The 24,508-nt window shown below is 68.7% G+C and carries 18 protein-coding genes; 4 read left to right on the top strand and 14 right to left on the bottom strand.

Going from position 1 to position 24,508, the window contains the following annotated elements; all coding sequences use genetic code 11:
- Positions 1-6: 6 nt before the first annotated feature.
- Positions 7-1,818, bottom strand: a complete 1,812-nt coding sequence (locus tag WFK61_RS11640; RefSeq protein WP_336811767.1) for a chloride channel protein — start codon at positions 1,816-1,818, stop codon at positions 7-9.
- A gap of 256 nt (positions 1,819-2,074) precedes the next feature.
- Positions 2,075-2,554: an Lrp/AsnC family transcriptional regulator gene (locus WFK61_RS11635; protein ID WP_336811766.1), complete on the bottom strand. Its 480-nt coding sequence runs from the start codon at positions 2,552-2,554 to the stop codon at positions 2,075-2,077.
- Positions 2,555-2,658: 104 nt separating this feature from the next.
- Here WFK61_RS11635 and WFK61_RS11630 point away from each other — a divergent pair, with 104 nt between their 5' ends.
- From WFK61_RS11630 to WFK61_RS11620, 3 genes are all read left to right on the top strand, one after another.
- A complete protein-coding gene (locus WFK61_RS11630; protein ID WP_336811764.1) occupies positions 2,659-3,843 on the top strand; it encodes a diaminopropionate ammonia-lyase in 1,185 nt (394 codons plus the stop codon).
- A gap of 20 nt (positions 3,844-3,863) precedes the next feature.
- On the top strand, positions 3,864-4,508 hold the full coding sequence (locus tag WFK61_RS11625; protein ID WP_336811904.1) for a glutathione S-transferase family protein: 645 nt from the start codon (positions 3,864-3,866) through the stop codon (positions 4,506-4,508).
- A gap of 62 nt (positions 4,509-4,570) precedes the next feature.
- The gene (locus tag WFK61_RS11620; protein WP_336811762.1) at positions 4,571-5,767 is read left to right on the top strand and encodes a multidrug effflux MFS transporter; all 1,197 of its coding nucleotides are present in this window, start codon (positions 4,571-4,573) and stop codon (positions 5,765-5,767) included.
- Between the two features lie 3 nt (positions 5,768-5,770).
- On the opposite strand, the gene WFK61_RS11615 is transcribed toward WFK61_RS11620, so the two are convergent.
- Positions 5,771-7,933: a transglycosylase domain-containing protein gene (locus tag WFK61_RS11615; RefSeq protein WP_442896291.1), complete on the bottom strand. Its 2,163-nt coding sequence runs from the start codon at positions 7,931-7,933 to the stop codon at positions 5,771-5,773.
- Between the two features lie 249 nt (positions 7,934-8,182).
- On the opposite strand from WFK61_RS11615, the gene WFK61_RS11610 reads away from it, so the two are divergent.
- On the top strand, positions 8,183-8,569 hold the full coding sequence (locus WFK61_RS11610; protein WP_336811758.1) for a DoxX family protein: 387 nt from the start codon (positions 8,183-8,185) through the stop codon (positions 8,567-8,569).
- A gap of 77 nt (positions 8,570-8,646) precedes the next feature.
- Here WFK61_RS11610 and trxA read toward each other — a convergent pair whose 3' ends face one another.
- The 11 genes from trxA to WFK61_RS11555 all read right to left on the bottom strand — a co-directional run bounded on the left by trxA (position 8,647) and on the right by WFK61_RS11555 (position 24,506).
- Positions 8,647-8,967 carry a thioredoxin gene (gene trxA, locus WFK61_RS11605; protein WP_038366779.1) on the bottom strand — a complete coding sequence of 107 codons (321 nt, stop codon included), beginning with the start codon at positions 8,965-8,967 and terminating at the stop codon, positions 8,647-8,649.
- 117 nt (positions 8,968-9,084) lie between these two features.
- Positions 9,085-9,744 carry a DUF1345 domain-containing protein gene (locus WFK61_RS11600; RefSeq protein ID WP_336811751.1) on the bottom strand — a complete coding sequence of 220 codons (660 nt, stop codon included), beginning with the start codon at positions 9,742-9,744 and terminating at the stop codon, positions 9,085-9,087.
- The gene (addA, locus tag WFK61_RS11595) at positions 9,741-13,235 is read right to left on the bottom strand and encodes a double-strand break repair helicase AddA (protein WP_336811750.1); all 3,495 of its coding nucleotides are present in this window, start codon (positions 13,233-13,235) and stop codon (positions 9,741-9,743) included. The genes WFK61_RS11600 and addA overlap by 4 nt, the downstream gene beginning before the upstream one ends.
- Positions 13,232-16,339: a double-strand break repair protein AddB gene (addB, locus tag WFK61_RS11590; protein ID WP_336811748.1), complete on the bottom strand. Its 3,108-nt coding sequence runs from the start codon at positions 16,337-16,339 to the stop codon at positions 13,232-13,234. The genes addA and addB overlap by 4 nt, the downstream gene beginning before the upstream one ends.
- Positions 16,332-17,072 (bottom strand): nucleotidyltransferase family protein, encoded by a 741-nt coding sequence (locus WFK61_RS11585; protein WP_336811746.1) that lies wholly within the window; start codon positions 17,070-17,072, stop codon positions 16,332-16,334. Before WFK61_RS11585 ends, addB begins: the two co-directional genes overlap by 8 nt.
- 28 nt (positions 17,073-17,100) lie before the next feature.
- Complete coding sequence (gene tsaE, locus WFK61_RS11580) at positions 17,101-18,657, bottom strand: tRNA (adenosine(37)-N6)-threonylcarbamoyltransferase complex ATPase subunit type 1 TsaE (protein WP_336811744.1); 1,557 nt, start codon at positions 18,655-18,657, stop codon at positions 17,101-17,103.
- The gene (locus WFK61_RS11575) at positions 18,654-21,134 is read right to left on the bottom strand and encodes a sensor histidine kinase (protein ID WP_336811743.1); all 2,481 of its coding nucleotides are present in this window, start codon (positions 21,132-21,134) and stop codon (positions 18,654-18,656) included. The genes tsaE and WFK61_RS11575 overlap by 4 nt, the downstream gene beginning before the upstream one ends.
- A gap of 398 nt (positions 21,135-21,532) precedes the next feature.
- The gene (gene ahcY / locus WFK61_RS11570) at positions 21,533-22,939 is read right to left on the bottom strand and encodes an adenosylhomocysteinase (protein ID WP_442896290.1); all 1,407 of its coding nucleotides are present in this window, start codon (positions 22,937-22,939) and stop codon (positions 21,533-21,535) included.
- A 253-nt stretch (positions 22,940-23,192) separates the two neighbouring features.
- Positions 23,193-23,507 (bottom strand): HPr family phosphocarrier protein, encoded by a 315-nt coding sequence (locus WFK61_RS11565; protein ID WP_257734371.1) that lies wholly within the window; start codon positions 23,505-23,507, stop codon positions 23,193-23,195.
- 30 nt (positions 23,508-23,537) lie between these two features.
- Complete coding sequence (locus WFK61_RS11560; protein ID WP_293808554.1) at positions 23,538-23,939, bottom strand: PTS sugar transporter subunit IIA; 402 nt, start codon at positions 23,937-23,939, stop codon at positions 23,538-23,540.
- Positions 23,940-24,047: 108 nt separating this feature from the next.
- On the bottom strand, positions 24,048-24,506 hold the full coding sequence (locus tag WFK61_RS11555) for an HPr kinase/phosphorylase (RefSeq protein WP_336811737.1): 459 nt from the start codon (positions 24,504-24,506) through the stop codon (positions 24,048-24,050).
- Positions 24,507-24,508: the final 2 nt, after the last annotated feature.

Raw genomic sequence — 24,508 nt, 5'->3', positions numbered from 1 at the left:
TCCCGGCTATTCCCCGGTCAATTCGCGGTTGCGGCGGCTGACCTCGTCGCTATAACGCTTGATCGCGTGCGCCTCGCTGAGGATGCCGATGATGCGGCGGCTGTCGCGGTCGGCGACGACCGGCAAGGCTTCGCTCTCGGCCTCCTCGAACAGCTTCAGGGTGTCGCGCACCGTCATGTCGGCGAGCAGCATACGGTCGGAATTGCGCAGGAGATGGCGCACGGTGCGCGGCGCGGGCTCGGCGGCCGCTTCCTCGTCCAGCGCCGGATCGGGCTCGTAGAGCGCGCCCGGAGGCACCATGCCGGCATAGGCGTCGCCGGGGCCGATGGCGACGAGATAACTGGTCGAACCCGGCGGGTATTTCAGCCGCGCCTCGGCGATGCTGGCGTCGGCCGCGATCTTCGGCACCTCCAGGCGCATCATGCTGCCGGCGGTGAGCTCACGCATCCAGCCGATATCATGGGCGCCGCGGATGCTCTCGCCGCGCAGGTGGAAGCGCCAGGTCGCGAAGGAGAAGCCGAACAGGCGGCGCGTCACCAGCGAGGCCGCACCGGCCGCACCGACGACCGCGAGCGTCAGCTTGAGGTCGCCGGTCATTTCGAGCGCGAGCAGCGTCATGGTCATCGGCCCGCCGACGACCGAGACCGCGAGCGAGCTCATGCCGACCAGCGCGAACAGCGTCTCGTGGCCGGCGAGGTTCGGGAAGGCCAAGGTCAAGAGGCCGATGAAGAGGCGGCCCGTCAGCACGCCGAGCAGCAGCGAGGCGAAGAACAGGCCGCCGCGGAAGCCGGAGCCGATCGAGACCGAGGAGGCCAATGCCTTGGCGACCAGCACCAGCGCGAAAAGCCCCAGGCTGGCATCGATGCCGAGATAGAGATTGATCGCGCCATGACCGGCCGAGAAGACCGAAGGGTTCCAGACCGCGAGCGCGCCGACCAGCAGGCCGCCGAAGGCCGGTCTGAGCCAGGTCGGAATCCGCGAGCGGCGGAAGCCAGCTTCGACGAAGGCGGCGGCGCGCATCACGACGATGCCGACGAGCCCGCAGGTGGCGCCCAGCATCACCACCAGTGGCAGGTTCGCCATGGTGATCAGGCCGATCGGCGGAACCTTGACGGCAAGCAGCGAGGGCGAGAGCAGGCTATGTGTCACCGTTGCCATGAAGGTCGCGGCCATCACAGGCACGAAGGCGGCGATCGAGTAGCTGCCGAGGATCAGCTCGAAAGCGTAGAAGGCGCCGGTCAGCGGCGCATCGAAGGCCGCACCGATGGCGCCGCCGGCGGCGCAGCCTACCATGAGCCGCATATCCGCCCGGCGCAGGCGCAGCCGCCGGCCGATGTGAGAGGCGAGCCCGCTCGCGGCCTGCGTGTAGCCGGCTTCGAGGCCGACCGAAGCGCCGGCGCCGCTGGAGCCCATGGTCTGGAGCGCGACGAAGACACTGTCGCGAAAGGACATGCGCCCGCCATGCAGGGCATTGGCCTCGATCGGGTCGATCGGCTGCTTGCGGCGGCGGAAGAACAGCCAGGAGGCGAAGCCGATGGCGAGGCCGCCGAGAACCGGCCCGGCGATCGCCCGCCAGGCGGGAATCGTGGTGGTGATCGAGAGGCGCTGGCCATGTGCGAGGCCGAAGATCAGCTCATGCAGGAGCTGCGTGGTGAAGGACATTGCCAGCACGACCAGTCCGGCGAGCACGCCGACCATGGCGGCCAGCGCCACGATGCCGATCTCGCTGGAGCGGACGAGCGCGCGCCAGCCTTGCGGCGTATCGCCCTCTCCGGCCGGCATGTCCGAGGCTTTCACGGTGATCACGGCAAGGCCCATCAGGCTCGTTCGTCACGTCCGTTCGCGGTCGCATATCGAAGCGACCGGAACAAGACGGTCCGGCGATAGCGGTCTTGCCCCGGCCGCAGGACAGTTACGGAAATCCGTCTGACAATGAACAGCCCTCATCCTGAGGAGCGAGCGTAAGCTCGCGTCTCGAAGGATGCTCTAGGAGGCTCTGGAGACATCTGGATCATCCTTCGAGACGCGCCTGCGGCGCTCCTCAGGATGAGGGCTGGATGGAATTGCGAGCACGCTAGGAGATCGGCACGCCAAGCTTCGTCTTGACCCGGTCCATCGCGACGAAGGAGCGGAACTTGCGGATATTGGGATTGGCGAAGAACAGGCGACGCGTCAGCGCCTCATAGGCCGCCATGCTCGGCACCAGCACGACCAGCATGAAATCGACCTCGCCGGTGACGTAATAGCATTGCTGCACCTCCGGCGCGGCGAGGAAGGCGCTCTTGGCCGCGTCGATATCGGGCGCGGTCTCGCTGACCAATTCGATCTCGACGAAAAGCGTGATCGGATGGCCGAGCGCGGCAGGATCGACCACCGCGACATTGGCGCGGATGACGCCATTCGCCTCCATGCGCCGGATGCGGCGCTGTACGGCCGGCGCCGACAGGTTGACGCGCTCGCCGATCACCCGCTGCGGCGTGGTGTTGTCCTGCTGGAGGATCGCGAGGATCGCCCGGTCGAAAGCATCGAGATCGTGAGCGGTCGGCTCGGCCATACCTCATCCTGTGAAAGAAACTTGCAACGGGCGCAGCCAAATCCAGCGCCTTTTTCGCCTTCGATGCAATATCCATTCGAGCCATCCAGCCAGACGAGGCCGCCATGTTCCTGCTCAACCATCACCCGGATTATCGCTCCGCCCTGCATCCGGAGGATATCGCGACGCTCGGGCCGGCCGGGGCGGGCGCGATCGCAGCCCATCTGGCCGAGCGGCCGAACCATGTGCCGACGCCGCTCCATAGCCTGCCGGCGCTGGCCGTCGCGCTCGGCATCGGTGCGCTCTCCATCAAGGACGAGGGCCAGCGCCTCGGGCTCGGCAGCTTCAAGGCGCTCGGCGGGGCCTATGCGGTGATCCGGCTGGCGCTGGAGGCGGCTTCCGAGACGCTCGGCAGAAAGCTCGGCGACGCCGACATGAACGATCCCGCCGTCCGGGAGGCCGCCGCCGGCATGACCTTCGCCTGCGCGACCGACGGCAACCATGGCCGCTCGGTGGCGCAGGGCGCGCAATTGCTCGGCGCCAAGGCGGTGATCTTCGTGCATGGCGGCGTCAGTGACGAGCGCGTCGCGGCCATCGCCCGCTTCGGCGCCGAGATGAAGCGGGTCGACGGCACCTATGACGATTCCGTGGTCGAGGCGGCCCGCGTCGCGACCGAGCGCGGCTGGACCATCGTCTCCGACACCTCCTGGGAAGGCTACGAGCGCATCCCCGGGCTGGTGATGCAGGGCTACACCGCCATCGCCCGCGAGGGGCTGGCGCAGATCGCGGAGCCGCCGACGCATGTCTTCGTGCAGGCCGGCGTCGGCGGCATCGCCGCCGCGCTCGCCGCACAGATGCAGACAAGCTTCGGCGACAGGCGGCCGTTCTTCACGGTGGTCGAGCCGTCGCGCGCGGCCTGCATCTTCGAGGCGGCCAAAAGCGGCAAGCCCGGCAAGATCCCCCATGGCGCACCGACCGTCATGGCGATGCTCGAATGCTACGATCCTTCGCCCTTGGCGCTGCGCGTGCTCTACCGCGCGGCCGATGCCTTCATGACCGCCGAGGATTCCGATGCGGTGGAGGCGATGAATCGTCTCGCCCGGCCGGCTCCCGGCGACCCCGCCATCGTCGCCGGCGAGAGCGGATCGGCGGGGCTTGCCGGATTGCTGGCTGCCTTGCGTGATCCGCAGGCGCGTGCGGCGCTGAAGCTCGACGGCCAATCGCGCGTCTTCCTCGTCAATACCGAGGGCGCGACCGACCCGGCGCGCTATGCCGAGCTCGTCGGCCTCAAGCCGGAGGAGGTCGCGTGAGCGCGCCGTCCAGCGAGCGGCTGACGCTCCATTCGCAGAGCCATTCGCCCTATGCGCGCAAGACCATCGTCTTCGCGCATGAGGCCGGGATCGCCGATCGCCTCGACATCGTCGATCAGGAAACGAGCCCAACCAACCGCAACCCGGAAGTCTTCGCGGTCAATCCGCTCGGCAAGGTGCCGGTGCTGATCACGCCGGAAGCCGGCGCGATCTTCGACTCGCTGGTGATCTGCGACTATCTCGACGGATTGCATGGCGGGCGCCGTTTGATACCGGCCGAGGGCAAGGCGCGCTGGCAGGCGCTGCGCCTGCACGCCATCGCGCAAGGGCTCTGCGATGCCGGCATCGCCTTGCGCTGGGAGACGCTGCGCCGGCCGGAGCATCTGCGCTACCCGCCGCTCCAGGAGGGGCAGGCGGCCAAGCTCGTCGAGAGCTTCGACGTGCTGGAGCGCGGCGAGAGCTTCGACGAGCCCGTCCATATCGGCCATATCGGGCTGGCCACGGCGCTCGCCTGGCTGGAATTCCGCAACCTGCCGGATTTCCGGTCTGGACGGCCGAAGCTGGCGCGCTGGTACGAGGCGTTCTCGTCACGCCCCTCGATGCAAGCCACCGCCTATCACGGCGAAACGCAGGACCGGCCGGCGGCACCGGCCATTGCCGGATGACCAGCTGACGTCGTAGCAGGGCCCGGCAGTGCGACGCGTTCCAGTCGCGCCGGAGGCCCTGCATGACGCTTCGTCCCGACACGCTGGCGATGACCGCCGTCCTCGCCATGCTGACGGCGCTCGGGCCCCTCTCAACCGATTTCTACCTGCCCTCCCTGCCCGAGATCGCGCGGGTGATGCAGACCGATGTCGCCGGCGCGCAGGCGACGCTCTCCTCCTTCCTGTTCGGCTTCGCGGCCGGGCAGATATTCTGGGGGCCGCTCTCGGACCGGCTGGGACGCAAGCCCGTCCTGCTCGCAGGGCTCGCCCTGTTCGGAATCGCGACGCTGGCCTGCGCCTTCGCGCCCTCGATCGGCGCGCTGACCCTGGCACGGGCCTTCCAGGCGCTCGGCGCCTCCGGGCCGATCGTGCTCGGCCGGGCCATGGTGCGCGACCTCTATGATGGGGTGCGCGCCGGGCGCGAACTCGCCCGCATGGGCATGATCATGGGGCTGGTCCCGGCGATCGCGCCGGTGATCGGCGGCGTGCTTCAGGTCGCCTTCGGCTGGCGCTCGACCTTCCTCGCCTCGCTCGCCTTCGGGCTGGCGCTCGCCGTCGTCATCATCACCGTGATGCCGGAGACGCTGCGGGCGCGTTCGCCGCAGCCGTTGTCCCTCGTCAGTATCTTCAAGGGTTTCGGCACGCTGCTGCACAACCGCGCCTTCCGCGTCTATGTCGCGCTGACGGCGCTGGCCTATGCCGGGCTCTTCGCCTTCATCTCCGGCTCGTCCTTCGTGCTGATCGGCGTCTACGGACTCTCGCCCATCGAATACGGCTTCTCCTTCGGCTTCGGCGTGCTCGGCTACATCGCCGGCACGATCATCGCCCAGCGACTGGTCGGACGGCGCGGCATGGACGGGGTCATCGCCATCGGCGTCGCCTGCCTGGCCGGCGGCGGGCTCGCGATGCTGGTCGGCGTGCTCACCGGCTTCGGCGGAGCGGCCGGGGTCGTCGTGCCGATGGCGCTCTATGCCTGCGGCGTCGGGCTGACCATGCCGCAGGCCCAGGCCTCGGCGATGATGCCCTTCCCGGACCGGGCCGGCGCGGCCTCCTCCTTCAACGGGCTCTGCCAGATGCTGCTCTCGGCCTGCGTCGGGCTGCTCGTCGGACACCTGCTCAAGAACGCCGCGCTGCCCCTGCCGCTGGTGATGTCGGCGCTGGGCGTGACCGCCCTCGTCCTGTTCCGCACGACGCGGGACATCCGGTCGGCGAAGAGCTAAGCCTCAGCCGCCGAAGAGCCGCTCGAAGAAGTTCTTCTCCTGCGGCCGCGGGGGCACCCAGGCGCGATCGCTGGTCGGCGGCGGCGCCTCGGGCTGACGGGCATCCGCCACCGGCGCACCATCGCCGATCGCCTTCGGAGCGCCCTGCCAGAGGCCGCCCGGCAGCGGAAGGGGCTGCGCTCCGGCATGGGCCGCCTTCATGTACTTGCCCCAGATTTCGCCGGGCAGGCCGGCGCCGGTAACGCGCTTCATCTTCGAATTGTCGTCATTGCCGACCCAGACGGCGGTGACGAGCTTGGCGGTGAAGCCGACGAACCAGGCGTCGCCGTAATCCTGCGTCGTGCCGGACTTGCCGCCGACCTGCCAGCCCGGGATGTTGAACTTGCTGCCGGTGCCGCCGTTCATCACACCGTTGAACATGGTGTTGATCATGGCGAGGTTCTGCGGCTGGATCACCGGGCCGAGATTCGCGGCCTTGCGGGCATAGACGACCTTGCCGTTGGTCTGGCGCACCTCGCGGATGACATAGGGCAGCACCGACTGGCCGCCATTGGCGAACGTCGCATAGGCCGCCGTCATCTCCAGCGGCGTCACCTCCGAGGTGCCGAGCGCGAGCGACAGGTTCGGCTGCAGGGCCGAGGTGATGCCGAGGCGCTGGGCCGTGCGGATGACCTCCTTGGGCGTCACCTCCTGGATCAGCCGGGCGGCGACCGTGTTGAGCGAATGCTGCATCGCCGTCGCCAGCGTCACCGGGCCGCGATAGTTGCGCGAATAGTTCTCCGGCTCCCAGCCCTTGATCGAGACCGGGGCGTCGTCGCGGATGGTGTCGGGCGTCATGCCCTTCTCGAGCGCGGTCAGGTAGACGAAGGGCTTGAACGAGGAGCCCGGCTGGCGGCGTGCCGCCGTGGCACGGTTGAACTGGCTTTTGGTGTAGTCCCGGCCGCCGATCAGCGCGCGGATCGCGCCGTCGGGCGCGAGCGAGACGACCGCGCCCTGCGACGCGTTCAGCTTGGCGCCCTGCGCGGACAAAGCATCGACCAGCGTCGCCTCAGCCGAGGCCTGCAGCTTCGAGTCGATCGAGGTCAGGACGGTGACATCGCCTTCGACGGCGCCGATGAAATCGTCGAGCACGTCCATGACGTAATCGGCGGCATAGTTCACGGAGCCCGCCCCGACGCGCTCCGGCACCTCGGCCGGCGCGGTCAGAGCGGTCTTGGCCGCCGCCTGCGTGATGAAGCCCTGATCGGCCATCGCGGCGACGACGAGCTGGGCGCGCTTCTCGGCCAGATCAGGATTGCGGTTGGGCGCCAGACGCGACGGCGCCTGGACGAGGCCGGCCAGCATCGCGGCCTCCGCGATCGTCACCGAGCGCGCCGACTTGTTGAAATAGCGCTGCGCGGCCGCCTCGACGCCATAGGCGCCGGAGCCGAAATAGACGCGATTGAGATAGAGCTCGAGGATCTGGTCCTTGGTGTAGGTGCGCTCCAGCCAGAGCGCCAGGATCGCCTCCTGGATCTTGCGGGCGGCCGTGCGATCCTGCGTCAGGAAGAGGTTCTTGGCGAGCTGCTGGGTCAGGGTCGAGCCGCCCTGCGCCACGCCGCGCCCGCGCAGATTGGTGACGAGCGCACGGGTGATGCCGATCGGGTCGATGCCGAAATGCTCGTAGAAGCGCTTGTCCTCGATCGCGACGAAGGCGCGCGGCAGATAGGGCGGGATCTCGCCGATGGTGACGGTGCGCCCGCCGGTCTCGCCGCGATTGGCGAGCAGCGAGCCGTCGGCGGCCAGGATCGCGATATTCGGCGGCCGCTTCGGCACGGTGAGCTGGTCGATCGGCGGCAATTGCGAGGCGTGATAGGCGACGAGGCCACCAACGCCGATGGCGCACCAGAGGCCCAGCACCATCGTCCAGTAGAACAGGCCGCCCAGGAACGAGCGGCGGCCACGCCGGCCGCGGCGCTTGCCGCCGCCGCCTCCACCACCGCCGCGCTTGTCGCGCTTGGGCGGGTTGCGGAGCTGCCGGCTCGGCTCCGGCTGCGCCGGGGCGTTGCGGAAACGGGTCGGGCGGTCGTCTGGAGAAAGGCGCATGTCACCGTCCACGTGACGCGCGTCACGCTCATAACCAAAGGAGGGCTCGCGCCGCTCGCCTCGTGCAATCCGGTCGTTCATCCTGCCCCGTTTTCGGCCGCCAAGCCGCCTCGCGATGCGGTCAGGTCACACAGGATTCAAACATGGCGCTTTTAAGGGTTCGTAAAGCGTGCAATGCGGCAGGACGATCACAGCCGTCGCGCAAACGTGATCGAACTTGCAAACACGCAAACGCAAACGTCATCAACCGGGATATTGCGCAAAATCAGAGGGCTCGCCTAGAACCCGAAGCTGGACCATACGCAGCTATCCGCAACCAAGGACCACCGCATGCAGTTTCTGTCGCGCTTCCAGCCCTATGCTCTCGGCCTGCTTCGCATCTTCGCCGCGCTGAGCTTCATCTCGCACGGCACCCAGAAGCTGTTCGGCTTCCCGGCCGCTCCGTCCTGGGGCATGCCCTCCGCCATGAGCCTGCCCTGGACTGCCGGCGTGCTGGAGATCGTCGGCGGCGCCCTCGTTCTCGTCGGCTTCTTCACCCGCCCGGCCGCCTTCGTCCTCTCCGGCCTGATGGCCGTGGCCTACTGGATGGCCCATGGCTCGAAGGGCTTCTACCCGCTGCTGAACGGCGGTGAGGCTGCGATGCTGTTCTGCTTCATCTTCCTCTACATCGCGACCGCCGGCCCCGGCGCCTTCGCGCTGGATTCCCGCAAGAACTGACGTTCGACGGTGATCAAACAAGAAAGGCCCGCTTCCTCGTCGGAAGCGGGCCTTTTTCATATCCGGGCCTGAGCGAATCAGACCGCCGCGGAGATCCAGCGCGAGAGATCGCTCTTGGGGGCCGCGCCGACCTTCTGCGAGGCGAGCTTGCCGTCCTTGAAGAGCATCAGCGTCGGGATCGAGCGGATGCCGAACTGGGCCGGGATCTGCTGATTCTCGTCGACGTTCATCTTGACGATCTTGACCTTGCCGTTGAGCTCGGTCGCGATTTCCTCGAGCGCCGGGCCGATCATGCGGCAGGGGCCGCACCATTCCGCCCAGAAATCAACCACGACCGGCTCGGACGACTTCAGGACGTCGGCCTCGAAGCTCTGATCGGTTACCTTGCTCGTTGCCATGACTGGCCGCCTTTCGGTTTCAATGGGAGGCAATGCCACCCTTCGCCAGCGAAGCTATGAACGCCGGCCCCCCGGGTCAAGGCGCGTGCACCGCAGGGCAGAGGTGAAACCGGCGCGTCACGACCCGCCCGAGACCAGGCTGGCACCGACATTGATCGCCATCGCCAGGATCGAGGTGTTGAAGATGAAGGTCAGGATCGAATGCGCCAGCACGATGCCGCGCGCCTGGCGGGTGGTCACGCCGATATCGGAGGTCTGCGAGGTACAGCCGATCGTGTAGGAGAAATACAGGAAATCGACATAGTCCGGTTCGGCCTTGCCAGGAAAGTCGAGGCAGGGCTCGGCCTTGCCGCCGCGATAGTAGATGCCGGCATAGTGCAGCGTGAAGAAGGCGTGCAGCAGCGTCCAGGAACACAGGATCGTGACGCCGCCGAGCGCGAGATGGATGCCGTGCTGATCGGCCGGCAGCGCGGCGATGCCGCTGAGCTGGACGACGATGGCGGCAAGGCTCGCGCTCGCGGCGAGGCAGGAGATCACGAGAATGGCGACGGCGCCCTCGTCCTGTTGCTCCGCCCGCGCCCGGATCTCGTCGACCGTCTCGGTGAACATCGTCGTCGCCAGCAGGCCGAGATAGAGGACAGCGCCGGCGTCCCAGGCCACCAGCAGCCGCGTCGCCCAGCGCCAGTCGCCCGGCAACAGCAGGGTCAGCACTGCCCCGGCGGCGAGGGCGATCAGCAGGCGCGGGCGCAGCGACAGGGAATGCGGCACGAATCTCATGGCGTGGGCGCTCCCGCGGCGATGCCGGCACTCTCATTGGCCGCCAGCGCGGCGAGCGCCGCGGCGAGCCGGCTCGGCTCCAGCTCGAAACAGGTCAGGCTCGCCGTGTAGATCGCCAGCGCCCGCACCTGCCGGCCCGGATAGATCTCCCGCATCAGCGCGGCATAGGCGGCGAGCTGGGCGACCGTCGTGGCAGGGATCGCGTCGACCTCGCGCGGAGGCCGGGCCGTGGTCTTGAAATCGGCGACGACGACGCTCTCCGCCGTCACGGCCAGCCGATCGATCCGCCCGGAGACGGCACGCGCCTCGCCATCCGGCATGCGGATCGCCCCCGCGACAGGCACCTCCGCGAGGGCGTCAGCGGCGAACAGCCCGGCCAGGGCGGGCGCCGCCAGCAATTGCAGGGCGTCAGCGACGATGGTTGCGCGCCGCTCGGGCCGCAGGGCTCCCCCGCGCGCTTCCGCCAAAGCTTCCGCCGTCGCCAGCCTGCGCGCCTCGGGGACACCCGGCAAGACTTGCAGCAGGAGATGCGCCAACCGGCCAGCCGCCGCCGCTTCGGCGAGGAAAGGACCGTCGCCCGGCCGCTCCTCGCCATCGGCGGCGGTCAATGCGCTCGACGGTTTCAGCGGCGGCAAGGGTTCGGCCTCGCGGGCGACCCGGGTGCCCAACCAATCAGGGATTGCGAAGGGCACAGGCTCGCCCTCCAGCCGGCCGGCCTGCTCCTCCACAGCCACCGGCACCGAGACCATGAAACGCTGCGTGGCGTCGTCGCCTTCGCCGATCAGCTTCAGGCCGGCCTCCGACTGCATCAGCCCCTGCTCGATCATGGCGTACCAGCTGCCGGGCGGGGCCTCGCCCTTCGGCTGGGCGCCGCAGACGATCAGGCGATCCTCGGCGCGAGTCATCGCGACATAGAGCAGGCGATGATGCTCCTCGACCATCTGCCCGACGACCACGGCCTTGGCGGCCTCGGTTGCCTGGACATCTTCGGCGGAGGCCGGCGGCCAGAGCGGCACGAGATCGCCTGCCGGCATCGGCACCGCCAGAATCTTCGGCAGGCGACGCGCGCCCGGCTCGACGCCGAGATCGGCGAGGATGACGATCTTCGCCTCAAGTCCCTTCGAGCCGTGCACGGTCATGACGCGAACCTCGCCGGCGCTGGCCGAGAGATCGCGTTTCACATCGGCGGCGCTGCCCGCGACATGCTGGAGGAAACCGGCGAGCGAGGGGCCGTAGCGGCGCTCATGGTCGAGCGCGGCATTGAGGAAGGCGTCGAGCGCATCGCCCGCTTCGGCGCCGAGCCGGGCCAGCGCGAGATTGCGCCCGCCGCCCGGCCCGAGCAGATCGGCGAAGAAGCGGAAAGGTCCGTGCCGCCCGGCCTCACGCGTCCAGCGCGCGAGCTTCGCCTCAGCGGCGGCATAGCGCGGCTCGCCGGCCGCAGCCTCCCGCAGGGCGTCGCGCACCGAACCCTTGCGGTTCGGCGCGAGACGCAGGAGATCGTCATCGTCGAGATCGATCAGGGGCGTTTTCAACGCGGTCGCGAGCGTCAGGTCGTCATCGGGCAGGAGCAGGGCCCGCCCGAGTACGACGAGGTCCTCCACCGCCGGGTGCTCGGCCAGCGTCAATCGATCCCGGCCCGCGACGGGCACGCCGGCATCCTTCAACGCCTTGACGATTGCCTCGAACAGCGCGCCGCGCTGGCGCAGCAGGATCATGACGTCGCCCGCCGCGAAGGGATGGCCGAGATCGTCGCGGCGGTCGCGATGCCAGCGCTGCAAGGTCCGCGCGATGCGCTCGGCAAGCTTCACCGTGCCGCTGCGCCGCTCGGGCGCATCGACCGGCGTGGTCCAGGCATCGGGCGGTTCGCCGGTGTCGTTGGCGGCGAGCGGCCAGATATCCACGGTGCCGGGCGCGTTGCGACGGACGGTGTCGTGGGTTTCCGGCCGCGCCGCGCCGTCGAAGACGAGGCCGCGCGCATGATCCGGCAGGGCGAAGACGGCATCGACCGCCTGCATGATGTCCGGCGCCGAGCGGAAGGAGGTGTTGAGGCTGATCGCCTCAAAATCCCGCTCCGCCGCCCGGATGCGATTGCCGAGCGCCCGGCGCTCCTCGCCGAAGGCGGAAGGCGCAGCCCCCTGAAAGCCGTAGATCGACTGCTTCTCGTCGCCGACGACGAAGATGGTGCGTGGCTTGGCCCGGAGATCGCCGCCGCTGGTGAATTCTTCCGCCAGCTTGCGCAGGATCGCCCATTGCGCCTCGCCGGTGTCCTGCGCCTCGTCGAGCAGGATGTGGTCGATGCCGGCATCGAGCTTGTAGAGCACCCAGGCGGCCTCGACCCGCTCCAGCAGCGAGCGCGTGCGCGCGATCAGGTCGTCGTAATCGAGCAGCGAGCGCAGGCTCTTCTGGCGCTGGTAGGAGGCGAGCATGCGCGTCACCAGCAGGGCGAGCGCCGCGCTACGATCGCGGATGGCGACGGCATTCAACCGCTCGGCCGCACCCAGCAGGCAGGCGGCGAGGTCCTCCAGTGCCGACAGCAAGGCGCCGTCGAATTCGGATTTGCCCTTGCCGCGGATATTGGCGTTGACCGTGCCCTCGGCCGTGATGAAGCCGCGCCGGCAGAAGCCGACAGGGTCGCCGTCATCCTGCCCGGCCAGCAGGGTGCGCAGGTTTGCCGCGAAATTCTGGCGTGTGGCACTGCCGGCCCGAAGCGCCTCGATCAGGGCGTGCAATCCCGGTAGCGCGGCCAGATCGGCGCGGAAGCGGGCTCTGACCGTATCGGCCGAGAGGTCAGGCGCGATGCCGAGGAAGGCGGCGATGCCAGCCTTCACCGCGCCCGCGTCGCGAGCCCGGCCGTTTTCGTCGCTGAACAGGGCGCGCTGGCGCAGCGCCTCCTGGAACATGGTCTCGAACGAATCCTGCGCCGCGAGCCGCGCGAGCAGGTCGAGCGCGCGCGCTTCCGGCCCGTTCGGCTCGGCCGCGACGAGGGCGAGCAGTTCGCAACGTGCGGCGCGCAGCATCTCGGCCTGGGCCAGGTCGTCAGCGACCTCGAAGCGCGGCGACACATTGGCCTCGAAGGGCGCCGCCTGCAGCACGCGGGTGCAGAAGGCGTGGATCGTCTCGATGCGCAGGCCGCCCGGCGTCTCCAATGCCTGCGCGAAGAGGCGGCGCGCCTTGGCGCGCTCGGCCATCGTCGGCGCGCGGCCCGTCAGGTTCGCCAGTGCTTTGGCAAGCGCCTCGTCGGAGAGCGTCGCCCAGGCGCTCAATGCCTTGAAGATGCGGTTCGCCATGTTGGCGGCGGCCGCCTTGGTATAGGTGATGCAGAGCATCCGGCCGGGCGCGACATCGTCGAGCAGCAGCCTGAGCACGCGGTTGACCAGCACATGGGTCTTGCCCGAGCCGGCATTGGCCGAAACCCAGGCGGAGAGTCCGGGATCGGCGGCCTGCGCCTGGCGCTGGTTGGTCAGCGGCGGGACGATCCAGCCCGGCTTCATGCTTCGCCTCCCTCGTCCCCACCGGGCGCGGCCGACCATTCCTTGACGCGGGCCAAGTGATCGTAAGGGCTGGCGTAACGGATATAGTCGGGCGCGCGGCGCGAGACGAAGGGCTCGCGGCCGGAGCGCAGGACTGCGAGATACTCGAGCAGGCGTTCGAGATGGCGCGCGGCAACATCGGCCAATGTCTCGTCGCCGAACTTGAGCGGCACGCTCGTTCCCCAGCCCTTCGGATCGTGATGAAGCTTGACGTAGAGCACGTCGTCGACCGGCAAGGGCCCGGAGAGCCCCTTGAAGCCGGCCCGCGCCGCCAGATCGGCTTCCAGCGTCAATTGCGGAGCAAAGCCCTTCTCGACCTGCTTCTTGGAGGGCGGCGCACCGGTCTTGAAATCGACGATGCGCAGCGAGGGCGTGCGCGTCAGCTCGATCCGGTCGGCCTTGCCGCTCAGGCGGAATTCGCTGCCATCGGCGAGCGGGAAACTCGCGGCCGTGAAGAGTTCGACACCGATACGGCCGATATCGGCGCGCCGGCTTTCCTCCCAGCGGATGAAATGACCGGCCGTCAGCAGGAAGCGCGGCCACCAGAAGGCCTTGACCTCCGGTACGTCGTCATAGGCGCGGAAGAGCCGGGCTCCGATCCCGATCAGCTGCCCGAGCGCATCGGCCGGCAGCCCTTCGGGATAGGTCGTGGTGAATTCCTCGACGATGCCGTGCAGGAGCTTGCCGCGATCCTGCGCAGTCGGGTCCGCCACCAACTCGTCGAGCGCGTCGAGCTTCAGGATCTTGCGGGCATGGATCTGGTAGGGGTCGCGATAGAGCGTCTCGACCTCGGTGACGCTGAGCGACAGCGGCTGGAGATCGCGCGGCGGGTACGGTGCCGGGCGGCCGATCGGTTTCGCATCGGCAGGAGCGCTGAGCACGCCGGCCAAGGCCCGCAGCTTCGCACCGTCCTCCACGGCTTTCGCCCAGACCGGTTGCGGCGTCACCGCCTGCAGGCGCTGCCAGAAGCGCGAAGCGATGGTTTCGGACTCGCCGGCCTTGCGCGGGCGCGTCAGCGTCACCTGCGGCGCCAGCGCCGCCATGACGAAATCATGCGCAGTCTGGCCGACGCGCCGCTCGGGCGGGGACAGACCGAGCTCGGCCCGCATCGGCCGGTTGATGAAGGAATCGGTCGTGGTCTGCGGCGGCCAGACGGTCTCGTTCAGGCCGCCGAGCACGACATGGTCGGCCTCGAGCAAGCGCGCTTCGAGCAGGCCCCAGATCGCGACGCGCGGATAGCCCGATGTCGCGCGCTTGACCACGGTTTCCGCCAGAAGCCCGTCGAGGATGGCGACGAAGTCGCGCGCCGTTCCATTCGGCGGCATGACGGCCTCGACACCGGCAAGATCGTCGAAAAGCCCCGAGAGGGCCTCGCCATCCGGCCCGACGAAGGCGAGCGGCGTGCCGGCCTCGTTCAGGCTGAAGGCTGTGACCGCCGCATGGGCGGCCGTGACCACCGCAGCCAGTGACGGCGTCTCGGCCGCGAAAGCCTCGCGCAAGGTAGTGCTTGCCGTGCCGAGCGCCCGCAGCACCTTGGCCGCGGCGGCCTGATCCTGAGCGGCCAAGCGCTTGCGCGGCCGCGGAACGTGCCCGCTCTCGCTGATCGCCTCCCAGTTCGCGAGTGCGGCTTCCAGGCCCGGCATCCCGCGCCCCACGGCTTCGCCGCGCCATGTCCCGATATCGAGCGCGGCAGCGCCCTGCACCAGCGCATCCCGGCCAAGCCCCAGACGGCAAAGCGGGTGCGCAAGCAAGGGCACGAGTGCGACCGGCGCCATGTCCCCCAGCACCGCTTCGAGGATGAGGCGCAGCAGCGAGCCCGCAGGCCAGCGCCCGAGCGGCAAGCCGGCGGAATCATCGACCTCGACGCCCCAGCGCTTGAGCTCGACGGCGACGCGCTCGGCGAGGCCGCGATCCGGCGTGACCAGGGCCGCATGGGCGCCGGGTCGTTCCAGTGTCTCGCGCAGGGCGATCGCGACGATCAGAGCCTCCTCGCGCTCGTCGGCGGCCTCGACGACGCGCAGGCCCTCGAAGCCCGCGGCCGCCGTCGCGTCCGGCACCCGAGCGCCGATATCTGACCAGAGCTCGGTAACCGAAGCCGGCAGCATCGCCTCGCGCAGCAGCGCGGCCCGCGCACCGCGCGCGGCATCCGGCTGCGACAGCTCGCGCACGTCATCGCGGACGGCTTCGAGCGTGTCCATGAGATGGTGCAGGGCCGCTTGCGGATGCGAGGGCGCGGGCTCCCTCGCGATCGCATCCCAGGCGCGTTGCTCCAGACCAAGATCGATGCCAGGCAGGACCACCGCGCCATTCGGCAGGCGGGCGATGGCGGCAAGCAGGCGCGCGGTCGCAGGGACCGTACCGGTCGAGCCGGCGGCGATGATAGGCCCAGCCGCGCCGCCAGCGATGAGCCTGTCGCGCTCGGCCGCGAGCATGCGGTTGCGGAAGGCGGCGGGGTCGCAGGCGCCGCGCTCATGCAGGATTTCGGGCCAGGCCTCGCCGAGAATGGCGAGGAAGCCGGCATTGAGCTGCCAGACACGGTCGAAGCGCGCGGCATCGAGCGAGGCCAGTCGCTCGACCGAAACACCTTCGGTCTGCATCTGGTCGAGCAGGGCAGCGAGATCACCGGCCAGCCCATAGGCCTCCGCCAGCGTCGCCGGCACGAGGGCGGGCTCGGACGGATCGAGCCGGAGATGGTTGCGATTGGCGGTGCGACCCCAGGCATCGACGAGGCGCGTCAGCAGCATGCGGCGTTCGAGCGGCGCGATCGGCGCCAGGCGCCCTTCCGCCCAGGCACCGGCACCGATCAGCGCCGTCTCGGCCTCGTCGACATCGCCGAGCGGGACGATGCGCGGCAGGAGCAGCGGCTTCCCGCCAAGCTTTCCGGCGAGGATCGCGGCGAAGGCGCGGGCGGCGCGGCGTGTCGGCAGGTAGAGCGTCGTCCGCGCCATCGCGGCGGGATCGGCGGGGTCGTGGACCGGCCCGAGCCGGCCACCCAGCATCGCCTGCGCCAGCACCTCCAGGAAGGGCGCCCCGGCCGGGATGCTGAACAGGTTGAGCTCAGGCATCGACCGGCTGGGCGGCGGCGAAGGCGGCCTCGGCCGGCGCGATCGCCTCCGGCCGGTCGACATGCAGCCAGCGACCCTGGAGGACATGGCCGGAAAGGCGTCCGCGCGCGATGGCCCGGTCGTAGAGCAAGTTGAACGAGAAGGATGCCGGGGTATCCGCGAAGAATTCCGGCGTCACGATCCCGATGCCGGCATAGACGTAAGGCGCGGTCGGCGCCGTTCCCCGGCGCGTCAGGCGTCCGGCCTCGTCGCGGAAGAAATCGCCGGGACCGTTGAAGCCGACGCTGCTCTCGCGCTCCGCCAGCAGCAGCAGCATGTCCATGCTCTCGCCGTCCCAGGCCGCGGCCATCGCGCCGAAATTGGAGACGCCCCACTCGCTCCAGAGCGAATCCGAATTGACGCTGAAGAAGGGCCCGTCGCCGAGCAGCGGCAGGGCCTTCTTGGCGCCGCCGCCGGTTTCGAACAGTTCGTCACGCTCGTCCGAGATCACGATGCGGGGGCGAACGCGGCCGGCCAGATGCGCCTCGACCTGCTCGGCGAGGTGATGGACATTGACGACCGCCTCCTCGACGCCGGCCTCTGCCAGCCGTTCGAGCGCATGGTCGAGCATCGCCTTGCCGCCGATCTTGACCAGCGGCTTGGGCAGCGTGTCGGTGATCGGGCGCATGCGCTGCCCGAGGCCGGCCGCCAGCACGATCGCCCGGCGGATCGGCGGCGAAGCGGTTGTGGTCACGCGAATCTCCGTGTCGATCGGCCTGAGCTTAATCCGCCGCTTCGGTCTCGAACAGCTTCGGCATATGCGCCTGATACCAGCCCTTCAGCTCTTCGAGGGCGGGATGGTCGAGGTTGCGACGCAGATAGCCCTCGATGCGCGGCAGATGCTTGAGATAGTCCGGCTTGCCGTCGCGCTTGTCGAGGCGGGCGAAGATGCCGGCGATCTTGGTGTTGCGCTGGGCGCCGAGGATCGCATAGGCGCGGGCGAAACCGGCGAGGTCGAAATCCGGCGTATCGGCCCGGCGCGCAGCCCCATAAGCCGCGAGCAGCCGCAGTTCGAGCGAAGCCGGCACGTCGACGCGCGCATCCTGCCCGAGCGAAGCCAGATCATAGGCCGGGTGGCCGAGCACGGCGTCCTGGAAATCGATCAGGCCGAGCTTGGCATGGCCTTCGCGGCCTTCCAGCCAGATCAGGTTCGGCGAGTGATAGTCGCGCAGCGTCCAGGTTGCCGGCTGGGCGAGAATCTCGTCGAAGAGCTTGCTCCAGATCCGCGCGAACTCGGCCTGCGTCACCGCCGGCAGCGTCACCCCGGCAATATGCGGCGCATACCATTCCAGGATCAGCTCGGTCTCGATCGCCATGGCCTGGCGGTCATATTCGGGAATGGCGTGGTCGCGCCCCTCGGCCACCGGCAGGATCGACGGCAAGGTGTGGCGGTGGAGATCGGCGAGCAACCGGGCCGCCGCTTCGTAGCGCTCGGCGATCGGCCGGCGCTCGGCATCGATCACACCCTCATTGCCCAGATTCTCGATGATCAGCAGGCCGGTGTTGAGGTCCTCGGCGAGGACCTCCGGCGCGGCATAGCCGAGCGAGCGCAGGCCGCGATCCATCGCGACGAAGGCTTCGACATTCTCGGCGAGATGGGCGAGCGCGCTATAGGGCTTGCCGAGGCGGATCGGCGGGCCGTCCGGGCGCGGCGGCGAGATCATCAGCACCGCGGTCTCGCCATTCGGCCGGGTCAGGCGCTCATAGGCGCGCGTCGAGGCGTCTCCGAGCATGAAATCGCGGCGGGCCTCGCCCCAGCCGGCAGCGTCGACGAGCCGGCGCGACGCGACCGCGATGGCCACGCGCTGCTTCCAGAGCACGCCACCGGAGAGATCGGCGATGCGGCCGGTCTCGGGATTGTCGGGATCGACGTCGAGCACGATGTCGAGGCGCCGGGCTGCGGGCAGGCGCGAGCCGGCCCGGTCCGGCCACTCGACCAGCAGAATCAGGCGGTCGATATCCTCCACCAGCCCGATATCGTCGAGTTCGTCGGGCGAGCGCACGCGATAGAGATCGGCATGCAGGACGGTGCCCTGCCCGGTCTCATAGCTCTGGACCAGCGTGAAGGTCGGGCTCGGCGCCTCCAGCGTGGGATCGCGGGCAAGCTCGCGCAGGATGGCGCGGGCCAAGAGCGACTTGCCGGAGCCGAGATGGCCGGAAAGCGCGACGATGTCGCCCGGCTTCAGGATGGCGGCGATATCGGCGGCGAGGCGCAGCGTCGCCGCCTCGTCCGCCAGCAGAAGCCGGTGCGTGCCGGCCTTGCGGGCTTCTTCCGTCATTCGGCGGCATCCGAGAGCGGCACGCCCTGTGCCGGGAAGACGGCCGTCACCCGCGTGCCGCGGCCCGGCGCGGAATCGAGCTCGACATGGCCGCCATGAAGCTCGACGATCGAGCGGACGATGGAGAGGCCCAGGCCCACGCCGCGATGACTGGAGCCGAGCGAATGGCTCTCGAAGCGTTCGAACACCTTCTCCATCACCTCGGCCGGTATGCCGCGGCCCTGGTCGGAGACGGTGATGCGGATGTCTCCGCCCGTGCGCGTCGCGTTCACCGTCACGGTCTGCCCGGCGGAAGAGAACCCGATCGCATTGGAGAGCAGGTTGAACAGCACCTGACGCAGGCGCTTGCCGTCGGCGCGCAACGGGCCGGTGCGGGCATCGATCTCGACCTTGAGGTCGAGCTTGCTGTCGGTCAGGCGGTCCTGGAGGCCCGAGGCCGCCTGCGCGATGGCATCGGCGACGTCGACATCCTGAATCTCAAGCGTCAGCGCGCCGTTGTCGATGGTGGCGAGGTCGAGGATGTCGTTGATGATGGCGAGCAGCGCGCCCGACGAGCGGACGATATGGGAGGTGTAGTCGCGCTGCTTCTCGTTGAGCGCGCCGACCGTCTCGGTGCCCAGCAATTGCGCGAAGCCGATGATGTTGGTGAGCGGCGAGCGCAGTTCGTAGGAGACGTGGTGGACGAAATCCTCGCGCAGCCGCGAGACCTTCTCCAGCGCGTCGTTCTTCTCGGTCAGTGCCCGCTCGACATTCACGCTGGCGGTGACGTCGGCGAAGGAGATCAGCGTCGCGCCGTCCGGCAGCGGGGCAGCGGCCATGTCGAGCACGGTGCCGTCCCGCCGCTCCATGCGGCTGCTGTAATCCTCGCGGGCATCGCGCACGCCGGTGACGACGCTGTGCAATTCGCTCCAGACCTCGTCCTGCGGGAAGAGCGGCTTGCAGAGCCGGATGACCTCATCGATATGCGGGGCGCTCGCCGCGAGATCGCCGCCCTGGATGCGCCAGGACTGGGCGAAGGCCGGATTGGACAGCTTGAGCCGCCCGTCCGAACCGAACACGGCGACGCCTTCGCGCAGCGAATCCAGCGTCTCGCGCTGGGTGCGGGAGAGCGCATTGAAGCGCGATTCCAGCGTGAAGCGCTCGGTGACGTCGTCGTAGAGATAGGTGACGCCGCCCTGCGGGTTGGGGCTGGCGACGACATGGACGGTGCGTCCGTCCGGCAGATACCACCAATCCTCGCTGGCCCGCGTTGCGGTATAGGCGGCCTGAGCTGCCGTCTTCCAGCTGCGGTAGTCGCCGAGCTCGGGCAGGCGCCGCTCGGCACGCAGCCTGTCGAGGATCTCGCCATCGGTCGGCTGGCCGTCGAGGAAGCCGGCTTCCAGCGACCAGAGCGCGTCGAAACCCGAATTGCGATAGACGAGGCGCTGGGCGCCGTCGAAGACCGCGACCGCCGTCTTCAGCCGGTCGAGCGTGCGGACATGGGCATCCATCTGGCGCTGGAGATCGGCGCGGATCGCCTCCAGCTCGCTCATGTCGATGGCGAAGCCGGCATAGCCGGTGGCCGTCGGCAGTTCCATGATGTCGAGCGTGCGCCGCTGGCCGGACACGACGGCCGGTGCGCGCAGGGCGAAGGTCGCGCCTTCGCGGCGCGCCCGCCTGGCGGCGTCGCGCTCGGTGCGATCGAGCAATTCGAGCCCGCTCTTCACGACGGTCGCCGCGTCGGCTGCCTCGACGGCGCGGGCATAGGCGGCGTTGACCCAGGTCAGGCGGCCATCGGCATTGCGCATCCAGGCGGGATGCGGCAGCCCGGCCAGCAGGCTGGAGAGCGCCGCATGGCCGGCCGTGACGCGTTCGAGTTCGCCGCGCAGCGTCATGACCTGCGCCCGCTCGCCCGTGACCTCACGGAAACGGATCACCGCGCGCCCGGCGACGGGACGGCCCTCGACATCGATGAAAGGGCCGGCCTTGCTGCGCAGCGTGAAATTGAACGCCTCGCCACGCTCCTTGAGCGCATCGGTCGCCAGTTCCAGGCGTTTCGCGTCCGCCGGCGGCGCCCAGCTGCCATAGGCCAGAGCCAGGGCCGTGCCGGGCGCGCCGAGGAAGCCGCTATCGCCCTCGAAGATGGGCTCGGCATTGCGACCCTTCCAGCTCACCACGACCTGCGGATCGGCCGCCAGCAGAATGGACAAGCGCTCCTGATGGCTGCGCGCCGCTTCGAGATCGGCCGCGAACTTGGCCTCGCGCTTCTGCCAGCGCGTGCGCTCGCGCACATAGATCAGCGATGTCGTCGTGGCGAAGACGGTCAGGCCCGCCAGGATCAGCGAGAGCCCACCGGAGCTCATGGTGTCGAAGGAGACGGGCGCCAGCCATTCGCTGCGGGCCATGGTCGGGACGGTGGCCGAGGCTGCCGCCAGCCCGGGCAGCAATGCGCGCGGACGCCAGCCGCCATCTCGCCCCTGTCGCCTCGCCCGTGCCATTCCGCTTCCGTCGTCTCTCCGGCAGCCGGAGCCGCCTTGTCCATCGGGCTCGTCGGAATCGGCCGGGGGAGCTGGCAGGGCTGCCATCTCCGGAGGGGCCGATCCACGCTCGCCACCACGCCAATCACATCAGAGCTGTGCTCCGGCTCGCGCATCGCGGCAGCCGAATCAGCTCCACTCTAATCATCGCTGGACTCCGTCAGGAAGTGCTTAATGGCAGGTAAATCGTTCGATTTTGGGAGCGATCCGGCTTCAAGCCGGAAATCATCAACCAATAGAGGCTGCGAACCCCTTCGGCACAATTTGTAGTGTCTGGAGAGGTGATTCCCGGAAGGCACAGCCAAGAAAAAAGGCCCGGCGAATGCCGGGCCTCGGGTCGTCAACGCCGGAGCGCCTTGTCAGTAGCGGTAGTGATCCGGCTTGAACGGGCCGGCCTGCGGCACGCCGATGTACTTGGCCTGGGCGTCGTTGAGCTTGGTGAGCTTGGCGCCGACCTTGGCGAGATGGAGCGCCGCGACCTTCTCGTCGAGATGCTTCGGCAGGGTGTAGACGTTGTTCTGGTAGTTCGCGTGGTGGTTCCAGAGCTCGATCTGGGCAAGCGTCTGGTTCGAGAACGAGCAGGACATCACGAAGGATGGGTGGCCCGTGGCGTTGCCGAGGTTCACCAGGCGGCCTTCCGAAAGCAGGATGATGCGCTTGCCATCGGGGAACTCGATCTCGTCGACCTGCGGCTTGACGTTGTCCCACTTGAAGTTCTTCAGGCCGGCGACCTGAATCTCCGAGTCGAAATGGCCGATATTGCAGACGATGGCACGGTGCTTCATCGCGCGCATGTGGTCGACGGTGATAACGTCGAGGTTGCCCGTCGCCGTGCAGAAGATGTCGCCGCGCGGGGCAGCGTCTTCCATGGTCACGACCTCGTAGCCTTCCATCGCCGCCTGCAGGGCGCAGATCGGGTCGATCTCGGTGACGAGCACGCGGCAGCCGGCCTGGCGCAGCGAGGCGGCCGAGCCCTTGCCGACGTCGCCATAGCCGGCGACGACCGCGACCTTGCCCGACATCATGACGTCGGTGCCGCGGCGGATGGCGTCGACCAGCGACTCGCGGCAGCCATAGAGGTTATCGAATTTCGACTTGGTGACGCTGTCGTTGACGTTGATCGCCGGGAACGGCAGGCGGTTGGCCTTGGCCAGCTCGTAGAGACGGTGCACGCCGGTGGTGGTCTCCTCGGAGACGCCCTTGATCGCGGCGCGGGTCTTGGTGAACCAGCCCGGATTGGCCTTGAGCTGGCGCTTGATCAGCGCAAAGAAGATCGTCTCTTCCTCATTGCCCGGCTTGTCGAGGAAGGCGGCGTTGCCGGCCTCGGCCTCGGCGCCGAGGATGATCAGCATGGTCAGGTCGCCGCCATCGTCCAGGATCATGTTCGGCGTGCCGCCGTCGCCCCAGGTCGCGGTCTTCAGCACATACTCCCAGTACTCCTCCAGCGTCTCGCCCTTGATGGCGAAGACGGGGGTGCCGGTCGCGGCGATCGCGGCGGCGGCATGGTCCTGGGTCGAGAAGATGTTGCAGGACGACCAGCGGACGTCGGCGCCGAGATCCTTCAGGGTCTCGATCAGCACGGCGGTCTGGATGGTCATGTGCAGGCAGCCGGCGATGCGGGCGCCGTTGAGCGGGTTCTTGCCCTTATGCTCGGCGCGCACCGCCATCAGGCCCGGCATCTCGTCCTGGGCCATGTTGATTTCCTTGCGGCCGTAATCCGCAAGCGAGATGTCCTTGACGATGTAATCCGACACGGGTGGCTCCAATCGCTCAGCCTGAATGATGGCGCGCTCTCTAGCAGCGCCCAGAGCGAATGGCAATCAAAGATATAAAGATGTCTTTATATCCCGCCTTCAGCTCGCCGGTCATCCCGGGCGGAGCGAAGCGTAGACCCGGGATCCATGCCCGAAACTCTACCGGAAACGCTCCGGAATGGATCCCGGGTCGGCGCGACTCCGTCGCTTGTCCGGGATGATGACACGCTGGAAAAGCCCTTCGCGAAAGGAGCGGGTAAGAACTCTATTCCCCCTCGCCGAACTTGTCGGCGATCAGGGCCGCGAGCGCGTCGAGCGCCGGTTGCGCCTCGGCACCCTTGGCGACGATGGTGATCGTCGAGCCGATGCCGGCGCCGAGCGTCAGCACGCCCATGATCGAGGTGGCGCCGACCGTCTCGCCGCAGCGGCTCACCGTGATATCGGCCTCGTAGCGGGCGGCGCATTGCACGAATTTCGCGGTGGCGCGGGCGTGCAGGCCCTTCTTGTTGACGATCTGGAATTCGCCGTAGAGGGCGCCGTTGGGAATTTCGACTTCGGGGCAGTCGCAGTCTTCGTCCATTCGCCCCTCTTGCCGCCCCTCTTGGCGCCGTTACTTGCCCGCCAGCACGCGGCTGGCGACCGTGATGTATTTCCGCCCCGCATCCTGCGCGCTGGTGACGGCTTCGTCGAGGGTCTTCTCCTCGCGCACGCTGGCGAGCTTGATCAGCATCGGCAGGTTGACGCCGGCAACGACGTCGATGCGGCCGGGCTCCATCACCGAGATCGCCAGGTTCGAGGGCGTGCCGCCGAACATGTCGGTGAGGATGATGACGCCGCGGTCGGTCTCGACCTGCTCGACGGCCGCGATGATGTCGCGGCGACGGCTCTCCATGTCGTCATCGGGGGCGATGGCGATGGTAGCGAGGTTCCTTTGGGGGCCGACGACGTGTTCGAGCGCAGCGCGGAACTCCGTCGCCAGATGCCCATGCGTCACGAGGACCAGTCCGATCATTCAATCCAGCACCGGAGAGCGCCGTCAGCGCCCGGACAAGGTCGCGGTTTATGCGGCAGGAGCGCGGTCTGCGCAAGCCGTCAGCCGTCAAACTTGTCAAAATCGTGGTTAGCGCTCGGCCTCTGTGAATAAGTCCAAGGCGTTCAACGCAAGTCTCTCGTCGCCGGCGCGGCCCGTCATGCGCAGGCGCGGGAGGTCGATGCCGGCCAGGCTGTCGACGAGGTCCTCGGGCTCGGGCATGCGCGCCGGTTCCTCCGCCGACAGATCGACGACGAGCCGGACCACGACCGCCCCCGTATGCGGCTCGGGCGTGAGGCCGAGACCGCGTCTTTCGATGATGCCTTCCAGAGGCGCGACCGGACGCGCCACCAGCCGCCCGCCCTTCGCGGCGAGCTCCACCCGGTCGTCGGCGACGAGCCGGGCGAAACGGCCCGCCTGCGAAGCGAGCGTGATCAGCGCCAGCGCGAGCATCGACTTGCCGCTGCCGGAGGCGCCGCGGATCAGGATGCCGGCTTCGCCGACGGCGATCACGGTCGCATGGATGCGGGTTCGTTCGCGCGCGGGCATCG

This window comes from Allobosea sp. MMO-172, from assembly GCF_037147855.1.
In the GTDB taxonomy this organism is placed as follows: Bacteria; Pseudomonadota; Alphaproteobacteria; order Rhizobiales; family Beijerinckiaceae; genus Allobosea.
Note: the sequence above shows the minus strand (reverse complement) of the source record. Positions and strands in the feature narration are given on the sequence as shown.